The 18,457-nt window shown below is 69.3% G+C and carries 17 protein-coding genes; 8 read left to right on the forward strand and 9 right to left on the reverse strand.

Features of this window, described 5'->3' with window-relative positions:
• Positions 1-54: 54 nt before the first annotated feature.
• The 7 genes from LOKHON_RS12695 to LOKHON_RS16370 form a co-directional block, all read right to left on the reverse strand.
• Positions 55-1,170 carry a TFIIB-type zinc ribbon-containing protein gene (locus LOKHON_RS12695; RefSeq protein ID WP_017927043.1) on the reverse strand — a complete coding sequence of 372 codons (1,116 nt, stop codon included), beginning with the start codon at positions 1,168-1,170 and terminating at the stop codon, positions 55-57.
• A gap of 7 nt (positions 1,171-1,177) precedes the next feature.
• Positions 1,178-2,296 carry an SPFH domain-containing protein gene (locus LOKHON_RS12700; protein ID WP_017927044.1) on the reverse strand — a complete coding sequence of 373 codons (1,119 nt, stop codon included), beginning with the start codon at positions 2,294-2,296 and terminating at the stop codon, positions 1,178-1,180.
• A gap of 21 nt (positions 2,297-2,317) precedes the next feature.
• Positions 2,318-3,310, reverse strand: a complete 993-nt coding sequence (locus LOKHON_RS12705; protein ID WP_017927045.1) for a DUF2927 domain-containing protein — start codon at positions 3,308-3,310, stop codon at positions 2,318-2,320.
• Between the two features lie 13 nt (positions 3,311-3,323).
• Positions 3,324-4,496, reverse strand: coding sequence for a toxic anion resistance protein (locus LOKHON_RS12710; RefSeq protein ID WP_017927046.1), 1,173 nt, complete (start codon positions 4,494-4,496; stop codon positions 3,324-3,326).
• Positions 4,496-5,290 (reverse strand): 5-bromo-4-chloroindolyl phosphate hydrolysis family protein, encoded by a 795-nt coding sequence (locus LOKHON_RS16360; protein WP_245631462.1) that lies wholly within the window; start codon positions 5,288-5,290, stop codon positions 4,496-4,498. Before LOKHON_RS16360 ends, LOKHON_RS12710 begins: the two co-directional genes overlap by 1 nt.
• A 114-nt stretch (positions 5,291-5,404) precedes the next feature.
• Complete coding sequence (locus LOKHON_RS16365; protein ID WP_017927048.1) at positions 5,405-5,617, reverse strand: hypothetical protein; 213 nt, start codon at positions 5,615-5,617, stop codon at positions 5,405-5,407.
• Positions 5,618-5,686: 69 nt separating this feature from the next.
• Positions 5,687-6,718, reverse strand: a complete 1,032-nt coding sequence (locus LOKHON_RS16370; protein ID WP_017927049.1) for a pseudouridine synthase — start codon at positions 6,716-6,718, stop codon at positions 5,687-5,689.
• A gap of 64 nt (positions 6,719-6,782) precedes the next feature.
• Here LOKHON_RS16370 and LOKHON_RS12730 point away from each other — a divergent pair, with 64 nt between their 5' ends.
• From LOKHON_RS12730 to ribD, 8 genes are all read left to right on the forward strand, one after another.
• A complete protein-coding gene (locus LOKHON_RS12730) occupies positions 6,783-7,238 on the forward strand; it encodes a nucleoside deaminase (RefSeq protein ID WP_026147299.1) in 456 nt (151 codons plus the stop codon).
• Positions 7,239-7,466: 228 nt separating this feature from the next.
• Positions 7,467-9,434 carry a DNA primase gene (gene dnaG, locus LOKHON_RS12735; protein WP_017927051.1) on the forward strand — a complete coding sequence of 656 codons (1,968 nt, stop codon included), beginning with the start codon at positions 7,467-7,469 and terminating at the stop codon, positions 9,432-9,434.
• A 158-nt stretch (positions 9,435-9,592) separates the two neighbouring features.
• Positions 9,593-11,593: an RNA polymerase sigma factor RpoD gene (gene rpoD, locus LOKHON_RS12740; RefSeq protein ID WP_017927052.1), complete on the forward strand. Its 2,001-nt coding sequence runs from the start codon at positions 9,593-9,595 to the stop codon at positions 11,591-11,593.
• Positions 11,594-11,727: 134 nt separating this feature from the next.
• Positions 11,728-13,275 (forward strand): DNA recombination protein RmuC, encoded by a 1,548-nt coding sequence (locus LOKHON_RS12745; protein WP_017927053.1) that lies wholly within the window; start codon positions 11,728-11,730, stop codon positions 13,273-13,275.
• Positions 13,276-13,381: 106 nt separating this feature from the next.
• Positions 13,382-13,663 carry a hypothetical protein gene (locus tag LOKHON_RS12750; RefSeq protein ID WP_036082644.1) on the forward strand — a complete coding sequence of 94 codons (282 nt, stop codon included), beginning with the start codon at positions 13,382-13,384 and terminating at the stop codon, positions 13,661-13,663.
• Between the two features lie 3 nt (positions 13,664-13,666).
• The gene (locus LOKHON_RS12755) at positions 13,667-14,083 is read left to right on the forward strand and encodes a secondary thiamine-phosphate synthase enzyme YjbQ (protein WP_017927055.1); all 417 of its coding nucleotides are present in this window, start codon (positions 13,667-13,669) and stop codon (positions 14,081-14,083) included.
• A 159-nt stretch (positions 14,084-14,242) separates the two neighbouring features.
• The gene (gene nrdR / locus LOKHON_RS12760; RefSeq protein ID WP_017927056.1) at positions 14,243-14,707 is read left to right on the forward strand and encodes a transcriptional regulator NrdR; all 465 of its coding nucleotides are present in this window, start codon (positions 14,243-14,245) and stop codon (positions 14,705-14,707) included.
• On the forward strand, positions 14,704-15,792 hold the full coding sequence (gene ribD, locus LOKHON_RS12765) for a bifunctional diaminohydroxyphosphoribosylaminopyrimidine deaminase/5-amino-6-(5-phosphoribosylamino)uracil reductase RibD (RefSeq protein ID WP_017927057.1): 1,089 nt from the start codon (positions 14,704-14,706) through the stop codon (positions 15,790-15,792). Before nrdR ends, ribD begins: the two co-directional genes overlap by 4 nt.
• A 63-nt stretch (positions 15,793-15,855) precedes the next feature.
• On the opposite strand, the gene LOKHON_RS12770 is transcribed toward ribD, so the two are convergent.
• Positions 15,856-16,323 (reverse strand): EF-hand domain-containing protein, encoded by a 468-nt coding sequence (locus LOKHON_RS12770; RefSeq protein ID WP_017927058.1) that lies wholly within the window; start codon positions 16,321-16,323, stop codon positions 15,856-15,858.
• A 131-nt stretch (positions 16,324-16,454) separates the two neighbouring features.
• On the reverse strand, positions 16,455-18,455 hold the full coding sequence (locus tag LOKHON_RS12775) for a capsular polysaccharide biosynthesis protein (protein ID WP_017927059.1): 2,001 nt from the start codon (positions 18,453-18,455) through the stop codon (positions 16,455-16,457).
• Positions 18,456-18,457: the final 2 nt, after the last annotated feature.

The following is an 18,457-nucleotide window of genomic DNA, read 5'->3' on the forward strand; positions in this document are numbered from 1 at the left end:
GCGCTTGGGATCGGCGCGGACAATGAAGGCTGACGCGAGGTCGCGCAAGCAAGCTTACTGGCCGAGATAGCCGAAAATACCGAGAATCGCCGCCACGATCAGGGCCAGCACCACCGCGACCGCGATCTTCCACTTGGAATAGGGCCGCGCGCCCTGCACCTTGCCCGAGCGGGCATTGACCACGAAGGCATAGCTTTCGCCGCGGTAGCGGTAGGCGGCGGTCCAGACCGGCAGCAACACGTGTTTGAAGGTGACGTCGCGCAGGCGGGTCTCGGTCGCGTCGATCCGCTGCTGATCGCCGCCGATGTCGCGGCGCACATCGGCGCGGATCACGTCCTCCATGATCTCGCGCGCCTCCGTGTAGGCCTCGTCGAGCTCGACCTGGTAGCCTTCGGCCATGAAACCGGCCACGTATTCGGGCCGGTAGGGGGTCAGCGCCGGAAGATCCCACGGCCCGAGCTTGTCGGTATGCGCCTTGGGCAGCGATTTCGAGCCGAGCACGAGGATGTCGTCGAAGAACCGCGCCACCCGGCCACGCACCCGGCGCCAGCGGATGCGCGGCTCGCTCACCTGCGTCGGCTTGCCATCGCGCATCACCGTGCGGGTGACGTAATAGGTGTCGCCGCGCTGGCCGCGATAATCGGTCTCGGTTTGCGCATCGAAGGTCCAGAACGGTACGTAGATGCCGTTCATGCGCCGCCCCTTGCGGGCATAGTCCTTGAGCCCGTTCGGCGCGAACCACAGGCTGCCGAGCCACGCGGTCAGCGCGTCATGCGCGCGCGCCTCGTCGATCTCGAACGGCAGCAGCGCGCGCGGCTTGATGTGGCGATGCGTGCCGGTATCGGCCACCACCGCCGTGTCGCAATAGGGGCAGCGCGTGGCATGGGTGCCGGAGGCGAACTCGACCTGCGCGCCGCAATTGGGGCAGCCGGCGGTGCGGGTCTCCTCGATCTCGGAGAGCGGCACGTCGCCGCGCCGGGCGCTTTCGAAATCGATCTCGCGCGTGGCGTCGGGGTCGCGGCGCGCCGCGATCGTCTCGCGGTGGCCGCAATGGCCGCAGGCCAGCGCGTCGGTACCCGGCGCATAGCCCATGTCGCTGCCGCAGACCGGGCAGGGAAAGCGATGCTCCTCGATCACGCCCGCGGGCGCGGGGGCGGCCAGATCCGTCATGCCCGGCTCACGGGGCGGGCGGCGGGGGCGGCGGCATCACGGTGAAGAGCTGCGCCAGCTCGTCCACCTCCTCGGCGCGTTTCCAGCCATCCTGCCCGGCGGTCCAGACATGGGTGTCGCGGGTAAAGCCGCCCTCGGTCACCATGCGCCCCAGCCGCGCCTTGGAGAACGGCCCCGAGGTCTGCCCGTCCTTGGCGAGATGCCAGACATGCTCGGCCGGTGGCGGTGGTGGGGGCGGCGGTGCCGCCTGCGGGGCTTGCGATGCCTGCGCGCCCGGCATCGGCCCCCACGGCCCCTGTCCGGCGACCATGCCCATGCCGAATCCCATGCCCGCGCCCATCGTGCCCGACGGGTTGGCGGCGGCGGTGGTCATCGCCTCGGCCTGTGAATACTGGCCAAAGCGGTTCAGGTCGCCGACGATCCCCATCGAGGTCCGCTTGTCGAGCGCCTTTTCCACCGCCGCGGGCAGCGAGATGTTCTCGACGTAGAATTCGGGGATCTCCAGCCCGTATTGCGCGATCACCGGCGCGATCGCATCGCGCACGACCTTGCCGAGATCGCCGGTGTTGGCCGCCATGTCGAGCACCGGGATGCCCGAGCCCGCCAGCACCCGGCTCGCCTCCTGCACCATGATGTTGCGGATCTGGTAGGAAATCTCGTCGGTGGTGAACTCGCCATCCGTGCCGACGATCTCGCGCAGGAACAGCGCCGGGTCCGACACCCGCATCGCGTAGGAGCCGAAGGCGCGCAGGCGGACCGGGCCGAATTCGGGGTCGCGGCACATCACCGGGTTCTTGGTGCCCCATTTGCGGTTGGTGATCCGGGTCGTGTTGACGAAGTAGACCTCGGATTTGAACGGCGAGCGGAAGCCGTGATCCCAGTGCTGCAACGAGGTCATGATCGGCATGTTGTTGGTCTCGAGCATGTAGAGACCGGGCTTGAACACATCCGCCAGCTGGCCTTCGTGGACGAACACCGCCGCCTGTCCCTCGCGCACCGTGAGCTTGGCGCCGTACTTGATCTCGTGGCCCTCGCGTTCGAACCGCCAGACCATGGTGTCGCGGCTGTCATCGGTCCAGTGGATGACGTCGATGAACTGGCCGGAGAGGAAATCGAGAATGCCCATGGGTCGTCTCCCGTGTTGCGGTCAGGCGTTGCCGCCGACCAGTTCCGCCGCGATCCGCCGCGCGATCGGCGCGGCCTCGACGGCGTTCATGCCGGGCCTGAGCCGCGGATCGTAGAGCATCTTCAACAGAAGCTCGTCATGCCGGGTCAGCAGGCCGAACTCCTCGTCGTCATTGAAGATCGAGGGCCGTGCCTGCGGGCTGTCATTGGCCAGCCCCATGCCCTGCGCCAGCTCCTCGTGGATGCAGGCGAGGCGCAGCATGTCGGGATGCTCGGCCCGGATCAGCGCCACGGCGCGGCTGTAGGTGTTTCCGCCATCGTCGGAAAACGCGATCACGAGGCACAGCGTCGAGCGCGGCGGGTTGAGAAAGGCGCGCATCGAGCTTTCGGCGATGCCCGGCACCATTTGCCGCAGCCGGTCCTCGAAGCCGCGCCGGTCATCCTCGCCCAGAAACAGCACCGAGAAGTTGCCTTCATCGGCGGTCTGGCGGATCGGCACGCCGGTCAGGCGCGACAGGCGCGCGCCATAGGCGGCGACGGCGTTGCGGTCGCGCACGCGCTGCTTGGCGGGCACGGAGGCGCCGAACTGCACATCCATGCGGATCGGCGTTTCCCAGCGGCGCAGCCGGCTCATCGTCGCCTCGGCGCGCAGGTTGACGCCATCGGCCACGTATTCGTCATAAAGCGCGATGCGGGTGAAATTGCGCGCCAGCATCGTGTCGGTAAAGGGCGTGTCCGGCCCGCCGCCATCGCCGCGCAGCAACCCTTGGGTCACGAGATCGGCCTGCAGCCGGGCGTAATGCTGTGACAGGGCCCGGCTCGCGGCCGAGCGGACCGGGTCGGGCGCAGCGGCGGGCCGGGCGGGCGGCGCGGGGGCCGTGGCGGCGGGCGGTGTCGGCTGCTTGGCCACCGGCTGGTTGCGCGGCGGCGTCACCGGTACGAGCTCGACCTCCGGCGCGCAGGCGGCCGCGACGGCAAGAGCCAAGAGCCCCGTGAACAGCCTGACCGACCGCATCGCCATCTCCGGCTTACCCGCGGGCGGGCGCTTGGGTCGCGGCCCGGCCACGCGCCGCGCCGAGCGCCGATTTCAGCTCGCTTTCCATGCGCTGCAGTTCGGCCTCGGCCTCGGCGCGGCGGCGCTTGCCCTCGTCGGCGATGTTCAGGCTTTCGTCGATGGTGGCGATCAGGTCGGCATTCGCCGCCTTCACCGCTTCGATGTCGAACACGCCGCGCTCCATCTCGGTGCGGATCGACCTGTTGGCCGAGCGCAGGTTCTCGGCGTTCGAGCGCAGCAGGTCGTTGGTGAGATCATTGGCCTCGCGCACGGCGCCCGCCGCCGCGGCGCCACGCTGGATCGTCACCGCCTGCGCCAGCTGCGTTTCCCACAAGGGCACGGTGTTCACGAGGGTCGAATTGATCTTGGTGACGAGGCTCTTGTCGTTTTCCTGCACCAGCCGGATCGAGGGCAGCGACTGCATCGTCACCTGCCGGGTCAGTTTCAGGTCGTGCACCCGGCGTTCGAGATCGTCGCGCGCGGCGCGCATGTCGCGCAGCTCCTGCGCGGCCATGACCTGGCGCTCTTCCGAGGCGGCCTCCATCCGGGCCTGCTGCGCGGGGATCTCGGTGCCGTCGATCTCCTTCAGCCGGGCTTCGCCCGCGGCGATATAGAGCGCCAGCTCGTCGTAGAAGGCGAGCGTCTTGTCGTAGAGCACGTCGAGGCTCTCGATGTCCTTCATCAGCGCGTGTTCGTGGCGCAGAAGCTCGTCGGTGATGCGGTCGATCTGGCTTTGCACCTCGCGGTAGCGCTCGGTGAACTTGGCCAGCGGCTTGGCGCGACCCATCAGCCTGTCCCAGAGCGAACGCTTGCGGTTCGGGTCGAGCTCGCCCACGTCAAAGCCGCGGATCGTGGCGACGATGTCGCGCAGGCTGTCGCCCGCCGGGCCGACATCCTTGTTCTGCACGCCCTGCAGCATCGACTGGCTGATCTGCTGCAGCTCGGTCTGCGCGCCGGAGCCGAAGCGGACGATGGAGTTGGTATCGGTCAGATCGACCTCGGCCATGCGGCGGCGAATCTCGGCGCTCTGCTCGGGCGCGGCCTCCTCGAGGGTCAGCTCGGGCGCGGGGTCGGGCAGCCGCACGTCGCGCAGCACTTCGATCTCGGCCATGCGGGCGGCCGCCGCGTCGCGGGTCTTGTCGGACATCACTGGTTCCCTTCTTCAGACTGCGCCACAACGCCCTCGCGCGCCAGGCGATCCCGCAACACCCGGATCTCGATATCCATGTCGGTCCGGTCCGAGAGCAGCATCGTCTCGGTCCGGGCCGCGAAGTTGGCGTCGAGATCCGTCAAAAGCGATTCATACTCTGCCCGCGCGGCGCTGTCGCGGTCCCGCGACCACAGCTCGGCGAATTTCGTCGAGGCGTCGCGCGCGCCCATCAGGTAGACGCCGAGATAGCGCCGCGCCTGCGTGAGATCGCGCGGATCGCGTTCGACGCTGCGGATCATGTCGCGGGCCCGGGCCTGGAACGCGGCGACCCGCTCGTCGAGACGCCGGTCGCGCAGCGCGCCGATCGTCTCGCGCATCTGCGCGAGATAGCTTTCGGCCTCGTCCACCACCTTGGCCACGCGGTCCTGCTGGTGGTCGTCCACCCCTTCGATCCGCTTGTCTGACATCGGGTCGATCCCGAAGGCTGCGACATGCAGCCCGGCGGCGGCGATCCCGTAGAGCGCGGCGCCGATGACGCCGCCATCGCCCGACCACGCGGCCAGCGCCACGCCCGCGCCGGTCAGCCCGGAGGCCATCATCTTGCGCGGCCAGGCCGGGCGCCGCGCCACCGTGCGGGCACGCCATTCGGCCTCGGCCCGAAGCCCGTCGCGCAACAGGAACGCCGCCGCCGCGAGCGCGCCCGCGCCCAACAGCCCGGCCACGAGACCGGCCGGACCCGCCCCGAGCGAAAACACCGCGAGAAGGGCGGGCGGTACGAACAGAAGGTTCACCCGCGCGCCCGCCGGATCGATGCGCGCCGCATCACGCGGATGCGGGGGCGGGGCGGGGGGCGCGGTCGTCCTGAGCCTGTCCGGGGCTGTAGCGCCCGCCAAAGCGCCGCGCCATCAGCCGGCCCCCAGAAGGCCGGTGGCGGTCCCGGCCATCAGCGCCAGAAGCACGATATAGGCGATCGTCCGAAACGGGGCAGGCATGGCATCCTCCTGTGGGGCGGGCGGCGCCGCGCGCCGCCGCGTCAGATCGCGCAGCGCCCCGAAGGCCTGGCTTCCGGCGAACACCAGCGCGGAGGCGATGAGCAGCAGCAGGACAAGTCGCGTCATGGCCCGTAAATTCCCTGGTCAACTTCCCCTAGATAATAGGAGCCATGCCGCGCGTTTTCGAGAGGCGCGTCAGCGTTTGGGTGGTTTCGGGCCCCGCCCGCCCGAAGCGCCGCCGCGGCCCGGCTGCGCCGGTTTCGCCCCCGGCCGGCCCGCGCCACCGGGTACCTTGGCGCCGAACACGCGGCCCCCGGCGGGCCGTTTCTGATCGCCTGTCGTCTCGGCATTCCGGCTCTGCTTGGGCTTGCCGCCGCGCTGCGCCTCGGCCGCCGCCTTGCGCGCGCCGCCCGGGCCTTTGGGCGCCCCGCCGCGCAGGCCGGGCTTGGCGCCGGGGCTGCCGTCGGGACGGCGGCGCTGGACCTTGGGGCCATCGCCGTCGCCAAGCTGGTCGCGCAGCACCTTGGGGCGGATCTCCTCGACTTCGCCGGGTTCGAGATTGCCGATCTGGAACGGACCATAGCTGATGCGGATCAGGCGGTTCACCGTCACCTCCAGCGCCGCCATGGCGCGGCGGATCTCGCGGTTCTTGCCTTCGCGCAGCCCGATCGTCAGCCAGGCGTTCGCGCCCTGCTGCCGGTCGAAGGTCACCTGCATCGGTTGGTAGTCGACGCCCTCGACATGGATGCCATTGCGCAGCCGGTCGAGCTTCTCCTCGCTGACCGAGCCGTTGATCCGCACCCGGTAGCGGCGCAGCCAGCCGGTCGAGGGCAGCTCCAGCCGCCGCTTCAGCTCGCCGTCATTGGTGAGCAGCAGCAGCCCCTCGGAGTTGAGGTCGAGGCGGCCCACGCTCATCACCCGCGGCAGATCCTCGGGCAGCGCGTCAAAGACGGTTCGGCGGCCTTTTTCATCCGAGGCGGACGTCACCAGCCCGGCAGGCTTGTGATACAGCCATAGCCGCGCCGGTTCGGGCGCGGCAAGGGCCGCGCCGTCGACGGTGATGCGGTCCTTGGCGGTGACGTTCAGCGCCGGGCTGAAGATCCGCGTGCCGTTCACCTTGACGCGGCCATCCTCGATCATGCGCTCCGCCTCGCGCCGCGAGGCGACGCCGGCGCGCGCGAGAACCTTGGCGATCCGGTCGCCCTCGGGGGTGTCGTTCTTATCCATGCCCTTGCCATACCCGCTCGCGCGCCCCCTTGCCAGAGCGCAGGCGGGCAGGGCATCTGGCGTCATGAAGTTTCGTTCCCACATGGATCTCGCGCTGGCCGAGGCGCGCGCCGCCGCCCATCGCGGCGAGGTGCCGGTGGGCGCGGTGGTGGCGGATGCCTCGGGCCGGGTGATCGGGCAGGCGGGCAACCGCACGCGCGAGCTGAACGATCCCGGCGCCCATGCCGAGATGCTGGCGATCCGGCAGGCCTGCGCCGCCCTGCGCTCGGAACGGCTCACCGGTTGCGCGCTATGGGTGACGCTGGAGCCCTGTCCGATGTGCGCCGCCGCCATTTCGTTCGCCCGCATCGCGCGGCTGCATTACGGCGCGGCGGACCCCAAATCGGGCGGCGTGGCGCAGGGGCCGCGCATCTTCTCGCATCCGCAATGCCATCACCGGCCCGAGATTTTCGACGGCATCGCGGCGACCGAGGCCGAGGCGCTTCTGACCCGGTTCTTCGCGGAACTCCGCAAGAGGTGAGCGGTCTCTCGCGGCCGGTGTCGCGCCATGCGTATTTGCGGAATGGTGAAAAACAAGGGCGCGCCCCATGTTTCACCATTCCGCAAATACGCAAATCCCGAAGGGTCCGACACGGTGCGGCGGCGGGGTGGCGCGGGTGCTGGTCGACAGGGTCCGGGCGCGAGAATTGATCGGCCTGACCCGGCGCGGGTTCTGGACTTGGCCAGCGCCCGGCCCGATATTGTGCGCATGAGTCTGCCCCCCGGTTTCCTCGATGAATTGCGCACCCGTCTGAGCCTCGGCCAAGTGGTCGGGCGCAAGGTCGCGTGGGACATGAAGAAGTCGAACCAGTCCAAGGGCGACTTCTGGGCGCCGTGCCCGTTCCACCAGGAAAAATCGGCGAGCTTCCACGTCGATGACCGCAAGGGATTCTACTACTGCTTCGGCTGCCACGCGAAGGGCGATGCGATCTCCTTCGTGCGCGAGACCGAGAATGTCGATTTCATCGAGGCGGTGAAGATCCTCGCGGGCGAGGCCGGGATGGCCATGCCCGAACGCGACCCGCAGGCGCAAAAGAAGGCCGATCGGCGTTCCGAGCTTGTCGAGGTCATGGAACAGGCGGTGCAGTGGTTTCGCATGCAGCTGCGCACCAACGCCGCGAGTGCGGCGCGCGACTACCTCGCCGGGCGCGGGCTCGACGATGGGGCGCAGGCGCGATGGGAGCTTGGTTTTGCGCCCGACGACCGCGCCGCGCTCACCCGCGCGCTCAAGGCCAAGGGCATCGCCGAAGACATGATCGTCGCCGCCGGTCTGGCGGCCAAGCCCGATGGCGGCGGCGCGCTTTATGACCGGTTTCGCGGACGCATCATCTTTCCGATCCGCGACGGGCGCGGACGCGCCATCGCGCTGGGCGGACGGGCGATGGACCCCAATGCGCGGGCGAAATACCTCAATTCGCCCGAGACCGAACTTTTCGACAAGGGCCGCAACCTCTACAACCTCGCCCCCGCCCGCGAGGCGGCGGGCAAGGGCGAGCCGCTGGTGGTGGCCGAAGGCTACATGGACGTGATCGCGCTGTCCGAAGCCGGGCTGCGCGCCGCCGTGGCGCCACTGGGCACCGCCGTCACCGAAAGCCAGCTGCAATTGATGTGGCGCGTGCACCCCGAGCCGGTGATCGCGCTCGATGGCGACGCGGCCGGTTTGCGCGCCGGGCGCCGGGTGGTCGATCTCGCGCTGCCGCTGATCGGTGCGGGGCAGGGGCTGCGCTTTGCGCTGATGCCCGAAGGGCTCGATCCGGACGACCTGATCCGGTCCAAGGGGGCGGGCGCCATGCGCGAGGTGGTGGCGCAGGCGCAGCCGATGGTGCAGCTGCTGTGGCGGCGCGAAACCGAAGGCCATGATTTCGACAGCCCCGAGCGGCGCGCAGCACTCGACAAGCGGTTGCGGGACGCCGTGGCGCAGATCCGCGAGCCGGACCTGCGCGGCCATTACGAGGCCGAGCTGAAGCGTCTCAAATGGGAGCTGTTCAACCCGCGCAGGCAGGGCAGCCCGACCCGGATCGACCGGGGCGCCAAGGGCGGGTTCTTCAAGCCCGGCCAGCTGCCGCTGGCGCCCAGCCCTTCGGCCCGCGCCTCGATGCTCGCCACCGGCGGGGTGGTGGAGGATCACCTGCGCGAGGCGGTGATTCTCGCCACGCTGATCGCCACGCCCGAGGTGCTGCATGAATTCGAACCGGCACTGGAGCGGATGGACTGCCGCGACCCCGATCACGCGGCGCTGGTGCATGGTATTCTCGCCTGTCACCACGAGACCGACCTGCGCGGCGCGCTCGCGGCGCGGCTCGGTGCCGAGGCTCTTGAAACCCTGTTCTCCCAGCGCCATGTGGCGATCAGCCCGGGCGTCCGCAAACCCGGCGATACCGAGATGGCGCGCATGTGCCTCGCGGAAGAGCTGGCCAAGCTCGACGCGCGGCGCGGCCATGCGAGGGAACTCGCCGAAGCGGTCGAGGACCTGTCGGGGCTGAGCGACGAGGGGCTGACATGGCGTCTGTCGCGCGCCGCCGAGGCGCTCGACAAGGCGGGCCGCGGCGACGGAGAGGACACGACCGAATACGAGTACGGGACCAACGGCGCGCCGATGCGGCGCGACGAAAGATCCGAGCTCGACGCCCTTCTTGGAACCATTGCCTTCGGCAAGAGCGGGTCCAAGGACGGCTGAACCGCAAACCGCCGCGCCCGATTCGGCGGCGGACGCTGCGAAAGCACGAAAGAATCGGGCGCCGGGAGGTTGCGAATCGCGGCCCTTACGGGTTGATTCGGGCAGTCCGAATCACTGCCCGGCGCTGGACAGGACGTTCACCGAACGAGGAGCCCTTCATGGCCGCGAAAGACACCGACGACCGCAAGGACGACGACCAGGACGGGGCGATGACGCTCGACATGAGCCAGGCGGCGGTCAAGAAGATGATCTCCGAGGCGCGCGAGCGCGGCTACATCACCTATGACCAGCTCAACCAGGTCCTGCCGCCGGACCAGGTCTCCTCGGACCAGATCGAGGACGTCATGTCGATGCTCTCGGAAATGGGCATCCAGGTGACCGAGGCCGAGGAGAGCGAGGAGGCCGATGACGGCGGTTCGCGCGAGATCGCTACGGTGGGCGGCGGCAACCGCGACGTGGCGCTGTCGGGCGCCGAGGCCGAGAAGCTCGACCGCACCGACGATCCCGTCCGCATGTATCTGCGCGAGATGGGTTCGGTCGAATTGCTGTCGCGCGAAGGCGAGATCGCCATCGCCAAGCGGATCGAGGCCGGTCGCAACACGATGATCGCGGGGCTGTGCGAAAGCCCGCTGACCTTCCAGGCGATCACGATCTGGCGCGACGAGCTTTTGTCCGAGGACATCCTGCTGCGCGACGTGATCGATCTCGAGACCACCTTTTCGGGCCAGATGGGCGAGGAGGAGGGTGACGAACCCGTGGTCGAGGCCGCCGCCGGCGCCGCCCCCGCGGACAAGCCCGAGCGGAGCGCGAACGACAAGCCCGAATACGACGCCGACGGCAACCCGATCCGCAACAATGACGACGATGACGAGGATGACGAGCAGCACAACATGTCGCTCGCCGCGATGGAGGCCGCGCTCAAGCCGCGCGTGCTCGAGACGCTCGACACCATCGCCGAGAACTTCGATCGTCTTTCGGCGATGCAGGACGCGCGCATGTCCGCGACCCTCAACGAGGATGCGAGCTTTTCCAAGGCCAACGAGGCCGATTATCAGGCGCTGCGCTCCGAGCTGGTGATCCTCGTCAACTCGCTGCACCTGCACAACAACCGCATCGAGGCGCTGATCGACCAGCTTTACGGCATCAACCGCCGGATCATGTCGATCGACAGCTCGATGGTGAAGCTGGCCGACCAGGCCCGCATCAACCGCCGCGAGTTCATCGACGCCTATCGCGGCGCCGAGCTCGATCCCTCGTGGATGGACCGCATGGCCGAAAAGCCGGGCCGCGGCTGGCAGGCGCTGTTCGAACGCTCCTCGGGCAAGGTCGAGGAGCTGCGCGGCGAGATGGCGCAGGTCGGTCAGTATGTCGGCGTCGACATCGGCGAGTTCCGTCGCATCGTTCAGCAGGTCCAGAAGGGCGAGAAGGAGGCCCGCGCCGCCAAGAAGGAGATGGTCGAGGCCAACCTGCGCCTCGTGATCTCGATTGCCAAGAAATATACCAACCGCGGACTGCAGTTCCTCGACCTGATCCAGGAAGGCAACATCGGCCTGATGAAGGCCGTCGACAAGTTCGAGTATCGCCGCGGCTACAAGTTCTCCACCTACGCGACATGGTGGATCCGGCAGGCGATCACCCGCTCGATCGCCGATCAGGCGCGCACCATCCGCATCCCGGTGCACATGATCGAGACGATCAACAAGCTGGTGCGCACCGGGCGCCAGATGCTGCACGAGATCGGCCGCGAGCCGACGCCCGAGGAGCTGGCCGAAAAGCTGCAGATGCCGCTCGAGAAGGTCCGCAAGGTGATGAAGATCGCCAAGGAGCCGATCAGCCTCGAGACGCCGATCGGCGACGAGGAGGACAGCCAGCTTGGCGACTTCATCGAGGACAAAAACGCGATACTGCCGCTCGACAGTGCCATTCAGGAGAACCTGAAAGAGACGACGACGCGGGTTCTGGCCTCGCTCACCCCGCGCGAGGAGCGGGTTCTGCGGATGCGTTTCGGCATCGGCATGAACACCGATCACACGCTCGAAGAGGTCGGCCAGCAGTTCAGCGTGACCCGCGAGCGGATCCGCCAGATCGAGGCCAAGGCGCTGCGCAAGCTCAAGCACCCCTCGCGCAGCCGCAAGCTGCGCAGCTTCCTCGACCAGTAAGCGCAGACAGGACCACATGAAACGGCGGCAGGACATCCTGCCGCCGTTTCTCGTTTCCGCCAGAGTCACAACGCCGGGTTGACGGATCGGGGCCGAACCGTGAACATCGGCGCAGTTCCAGACAGGATGCCGTCATGCCAACCGATCCTCTCACCATCGCCGGCCTCGGCGCGGCGCTTGTCCTGCTTCTTGCGCTTGTCGCGGCGCTGACCGGGCTCAGGGGCGCGCGCGCCACCTTGGCTGCGCTGCGCGCCGATCTCGAGGCCGGGCGCCGCGATCTCGAGGACAGCCGGGCGCAGTCCCAAGGGCAGGGCACACGGCTGCAGGAGCGCGAACGCGAGCTTTCGGCGCTCAAGGAGGAGCTGAAGGCGGCCCGCAAGGCGCAGTTCGAAAGCGACGCCGCGCATGGCGAGACCCGGTCTGCCAAGGCGGCGCTCGAAGAGGCCAAGCGCGGTCTGGAGCAGGCCCGCGACGAGTTGAAGACGCAGCTGTCGGGTCTCACCGCCGAGATGCGCGAATTGCAGGCGCGCCATGCGCAGCTGCAATCCGATCACGCGACCTTGCAGGCGCGCAGCACGGGCGAGATCGAGGCCGCCGAACAGCGCATCACCGAGCTCAAGGAGCTGCGCGAGGAGATGTCGCGCCGCTTCGAGGAGCTGGCGACCAAGACGCTGCGCCAGACCGGCGAGGATTTCTCCAAGGCCAACACCCAAAAGCTCACCGAGCTTCTGACCCCGTTCCGTGACCACGTCTCGCGCTTCGAGACCGAGCTGCGGCAGGTGCATGGCAAGGCCGACGAGGAGCGCGCCCGGCTCGGCCAGCAGATCGAGATGCTGACCACGCAGTCCGAGACCATCCGCTCGGAGGCCGCGGCGCTGACCCGCGCGCTCAAGGGCGACAAGCAGAAACAGGGCGCCTGGGGCGAGATGATCCTCGAACGCATCCTTGAAAGCTCGGGGCTGGAGCGCGGCACGCATTACGTCGTGCAGGAAAGCCGCACCGACGAGGAGGGCGCGCGCTGGCGGCCCGACGTGGTGGTCAGGATGCCGCGCGGCAAGAGCCTCGTGGTCGACAGCAAGGTCAGCCTCGTGGCCTACGAGGCCGCCGTGAACGCCGAGACCGAGGAGGAGCGCGCGCGGCATCTGCGCGAGCACGTCGCTTCGGTGCGCCGCCACATCGACCAGCTTGCGGCCAAGGGCTATCACGCCATGCAGGACGGTTCGGTCGATTACGTGCTGATGTTCATGCCGATCGAGGGCGCGTTGTCGGCGGCGCTGTCGCAGTCGGGCGATCTTACCGCCTACGCGGTGTCCAAAGGGGTCGGCGTGATGACGCCCGCGACGTTGATGGTGACGCTGCGCACGGTCGATCACATCTGGACCGTCGAGCGGCGCGAGAGCAACGCCGAGGATATCGCGAAGCGCGCGGGGCTGCTCTATGACAAGGTCGCGGGCTTCGTCGGCAACATGGAGCAGGTGGGCCGGGCGCTGGGGCAGGCGGCGCGGGCGCATGAAGACGCGATGGGGCAGCTGTCCTCGGGGCGCGGCAACGTGCTGGGCCAGATCGAAAAGCTCAAATCCATGGGCGCGCGGACCCAGAAAAGCCTTGGCGTCGCGTTCGACGAGGCCGACGATGACGCGCCCGCCCCGCAGGCTGTCGAGGCGCACGAACCGGCCGAATGAGGAGGGCGATCCGCGCCGGTGGGGCGGGTGTTGCCGCTTGGCCACTGGCCGGGCGCGGTTCGTGAACCGGTTGGAAACCTCCTGCGTGATCATGTGTTGAACAGGCATGATCAAGACGGGAGACACCGCCATGAAAACACCGATCGCCATCGCCCTCGCCGCCGCGCTGACCATGCCGCTGATGGGTATCGCGCCGGTCCTGTCCTCGGCCGCGGGTTTCATGGACGTGACCGAACCCGCCGGGCGCTATGATCTCGACGGCACGATCGAGATCCCCGTCACCGCCGCCGAGCTGTCCGATTGCCGCGCCACGCTCGAACAGGTCTTCGTCGGTGGCGAGGCGGGGGCCGCGGGCGGCCCCTCGGTGCGCTGCGTCGTCACGGGCTGAACCTTGTACCGGCGCTTTGAGATCGAGACACGCGGCCCCGGCCTGACCGAGATCACCCGCGAGGTTGCGGATTGGGTCATGCAGGAGACTCCGGACGAGGCGCTCCTGACACTCTTCGTGCGCCATACGTCCTGTTCGTTGCTGATTCAGGAGAATGCCGATCCCGAGGTGCAGACCGATCTCGCGGCGTTCTTTCACAGGTTGGTGCCGCCGAGCGACGATCCTTCGATGGCCTATCTCACACACACCTATGAGGGACCGGACGACATGCCTGGCCACATCAAGTCGGCGCTCTTGCCGAGCGCGTTGCAGATCCCGGTGATCGATGGGCGCATGATGCTTGGCACATGGCAGGGGATCTACCTGTTCGAGCATCGCGCAAGGCCGCACCGGCGCGAAGTCGTGGCTTTGCTGCGCTAAGGAAGTGTGGCTTTGCTGCGCTGATGGTCTTTGCCGTGCCGAGCGCGGTGCCGCGTCATCTGGTGGGTCCGCCGCGACCCCTACCCAATTCTTGGGCGTCCCCCTATACTGGCTGTGGACCATGGGCACAGGCCCCCCAAGAGACCGACGAGGATCCAGATGCGCTGCCCGTTTTGCGGAAATGTCGACACACAGGTGAAGGATTCGCGTCCCGCCGAAGATCATGCCGCGATCCGTCGCCGCCGTTTCTGCCCCTCCTGCGGCGGGCGTTTCACGACCTATGAGCGGGTGCAGCTGCGCGATCTCGTCGTCATCAAGTCGAGCGGACGCCGCGAGGAGTTCGACCGCGACAAGCTGGAGCGGTCGATCCGCATCGCGCTTCAGAAGCGGCCCGTGGAGCCCGAGCGCGTGGACCAGATGATCTCGGGCATCGTGCGGCGGCTTGAAAGCCTCGGCGACACCGACATCCCGTCTTCGAAGATCGGCGAAATCGTGATGGAATCGCTCGCCCGGATCGACACCGTCGCCTATGTGCGCTTTGCCAGCGTTTACATGAACTTCCAGGCCGTGGGCGATTTCGACCGGTTCATGTCCGAGCTGCGTCCCAACCCGGCCTCGAAGTGAGCGCGGCGCGCGACCGGCGCTTCATGGCGCTGGCCTTGTCGCTGGGACGGCGCGGTCTGGGCCGGGTCTGGCCCAATCCCAATGTCGGCTGCGTCATCGTGCAGGGCGACCGCATCGTCGGGCGGGGCCGCACCGCGGATGGTGGGCGGCCCCACGCCGAAACGCAGGCGCTCGCGCAGGCAGGCGAGGCGGCGCGCGGTGCCACCGCCTATGTCACTCTGGAACCTTGCGCCCATCACGGCCAGACGCCGCCCTGCGCCGAGGCGCTGGTGGCCGCCGGCGTGGCGCGGGTGGTCGTGGCGGCGCAGGACCCCGATCCGCGCGTTGCCGGGCGCGGTCTCGCGCGGCTGCGCGACGCGGGCATCGCGGTGGACACCGGGGTGATGGCGCAGGAGGCCCGCCACGATCTCGCCGGGTTCCTCAGCCGGATCGAACGCGGACGGCCCTTCGTGACGCTCAAGCTCGCCACGAGCCTCGACGGGCGCATCGCCACGGGCACCGGCGAGAGCCGCTGGATCACAGGGCCCGGCGCGCGGGCGCGGGTGCACATGATGCGCGCCCGGCACGACGCGGTGATGGTCGGCGGCGGCACCGCGCGGGTGGACGACCCGATGCTCAACGTGCGCGGTCTCGGGATCGACCGGCAACCTGTGCGGGTGGTGCTGTCGCGCAGGCTCGACCTGCCGCAGGACGGCGCGCTGGCCCGCAGCGCCCGCGACGTGCTGCTGTGGCTGTGCCACGCGGAGGCGGCGCCGACCGATCCATGGGTTGCGCTCGGGGCAGTGAGCCTGCCCTGCGCGGTGGAGGGCGGTCAGCTCGATGCCGCGGACGTGCTGGCGCGGCTGGGTCAGGCCGGGCTGACGCGGGTGTTCTGCGAAGGGGGCGCGGGGCTCGCCGCATCGCTTCTGGGCGCGGGGCTGGTGGACGAGCTGGTGATGTTCACCGCCGGATGCGCGATCGGGGCCGAGGGCACGCCGGCGCTGTCGGCGATGGGGATCGGGGCGCTATCCGATGCGCCCCGGCTGCGGCTCGCGGCGCAGGAACGCGTGGGCGCGGATCTGATGAGCGTCTGGCGCCCGCAATAGGGCTGACATGCGAACGGCCACCCTCCGGCGGGGAGGGTGGCCGCGCAGCTTCATGACGATGGATCAGTTGTCGTCGGAGACCTCGTCCTCGTCATTCTCCAGCTCGTTGTCTCCGAGCTCGCCGAACTCGTCGTCAGAGTCGTCATCCTCGATCTCTTCGTCGCCCTCCGGCCTGTCGAGCCCGCCGAACTCGTCCTCTTCGACGTCGTCCTCGCCATCCGGGTCGCCCTCGCCGACGCGGCCGTTTTCCAGCACCTCGTCGACATTGGAGCGCACGTCGCCTTCCTCTTCGACGATGTCGTCGTTGCGGGCCTCGATCTCCTCGGCCGTCAGGCGGCCATCGCCGTCCAGGTCATAACGCAGCAGCGTCAGCCCGACCTCGCCGAAGGCGCTCGTCAGCTCGGCTTCACTCAGGTAGCCATCGGTGTCGGTGTCGACCATCCCGAATGTCGCCTCCTGCGCCTGCGCGCCCGTGGCCGCGATCCCGGTGACGAGGGCGATGGCGGTGAGGCTCTTGGTCGTGAGGGTCATGCAATGTCCTTTCCATGTCTCGACCGGCAGGCCCGGCGGGGCCGCCATGGTCGTATTGCGGGGCCAACGGCGCGGGCTGCGCGCCGTTCCATGACCGGCGGGCGGGTCGGTGGCATTCCGCCGAGACCCGATCAGCGGCGCCAGAGCGGGGCGGTGGAGGCGAAGACGCCCTGAAGCCTTGCCAGAATGCGCAGCCCCGCCCGGCGCGGCACGGTGCCCTGCGCCAGCCGGTCGAGCGCGAGTTCGGGTGGGCAGGGGCGGCCCGTGAGGGGGTCGAAGTAGCGCGGCCAGCCGATCAACGCCGCATGGGCGAGGCTGTGGAGATCGGGCCGGGCGTGGCGGCGCGCGCAGGCCGGGCCGAGATCGCGCGTCAGCCCCCAGCCCGCATAGAAAGGCGTGCCGAGACAGGTGACGGGCACGCCGCGCAAGAGCGCCTCGAAACCCAGCCCCGAGGTGATGGTCCAGACCTCGTCGGCCACGCCGAGCGCGGCCAGCGGATCGACACCGGCCAGCACTATATCCGCGACATCCTTTGCGCCCTTCACCGCGCCGGGCCGCAGGCCGGCCTCCACGTCGGGGTGGGGTTTGTAGAGGATCACCGCCTCGGGCCGGGCAGCACGGACGGCCCGCAACAGCGCGAGATTTGTCCTGATATCGCCCGCGCCGCGCCGGATCGCGGCGTCGTCCTCGACCTGGCCGGGCACGAGGATGCGGTGGCCTTGGGGCATGTCCGGCAGCGGCGCACCCGCGAGGTTGTATTTCGAAAGCCCCGCCGCCACGAGCCGCGCCACCAGCCGCGCGGCGCGCCGGCGCGCATGGTCGGGCAAGGCGGGCGAGGCGGCGATGAGCCGCTCCAGCCGGCTTTCGCTGGCGGGATCATAATGCAGGCCGAGATCGTCAAGCGCGAGGCTCGCGGGTGGCACCAGCGCCGCACCGAGCCCCCGCGAACGCAAAAACCCGTCCTCGACGCGCAGCGCGCCCTTTGGCGCCGCGCGGTCGCCCCATACCATGAGCCGGCGCCCGGCGGCCGTGGCCCGCGCCGCCGCGCGCGCGGGCGGATCGGCGAAGATCACGGGCCGGACGCCGCCGAATCCCGCCTGCAAATGCCGCCGCTTCCAAAGCCGCATGCCCGTCGCGACCCAGCCCATCCGGTCTTCGCGCCAGGCCCGCGTTTCGGCTTCGAAGGTGTCGAGCGCCTCTTCGAAGCCGCAGGCGCGGTTGCGGTGCGGGTCGTGCCAATGCGGATACAGGATCATCGCGGCGGCAAAGAGCTGCGCCCGGGTCAACCGCCGCTGCCGCCGCCAGACCGGATCGCGGTCTTCTGTGAGACCCCACCCCGCATAGAAGGGCTGTCCATGGATCACCGGCCTGTGCCCGGCGAGGATCGCCTCGAAGCCCATCTGCGAGCTGAACGCATGCACCGCAACCGCCCCTTCGAGCAGCCGCCATGGCGAGACGGGGGTGTCGCAGAACGCCATGCCGGGGCCGAGATCGGCGTCGCGGAAATGGCCTGCGCGAAAGCCCTGCTGCGTCTCCGGGTGGGTCTTGATGACGATGCGGGCGTGGGGATGCGCCTCGCGCGCCTCGAACAGCATTTCGAGAAATCGGTTGCGGTCGCCGCGGCTCGCGCGCACCGCCGCATCGCCCGCGGTCTGGTCGATGACGAGCACATAGCCCGGCTCGGGCAGGGGGGCCTCGGGGTCGAAGCCCGAATATTTCGACAGATCGGCGTCGCGCAGCCGGGCGATGCCGTCGCGGGCGCGGTCGAGGAGCGCCGTGTCGTCGAGCGGGTGGGTCGCGAGCAGCGTTTCGAGATCCGACACGGTGGCGGGGTCGAAATGCACGCCCGCCTGGTCGATCAAGAGCCCCAGCGGCGGCGCCCCGGCCCGGCCCGGAAGGACCGAGCGCAGGAACGCGTCCTCGATCCGCACCAGCGCCGCGCCGCGGCGGGCGGCGATGGCTTCGCCGCGCGGCGCGGTCGGGCTCTGGCCCCAGACGCCGACAAGGCCGCCGGGCCTTGGCAGTCCGAGCCGCGGCGCATAGCCCGCCGCCCGCAGCCGTGCCCGCATCGGCGCGGCGAGAAGCCCGCCGTTATAGACGTAAAGCCGGCGCGGCCCGGTCGCGCCGGGCAAGG

Source organism: Limimaricola hongkongensis DSM 17492 (genome assembly GCF_000600975.2).
GTDB lineage: Bacteria > Pseudomonadota > Alphaproteobacteria > Rhodobacterales > Rhodobacteraceae > Limimaricola > Limimaricola hongkongensis.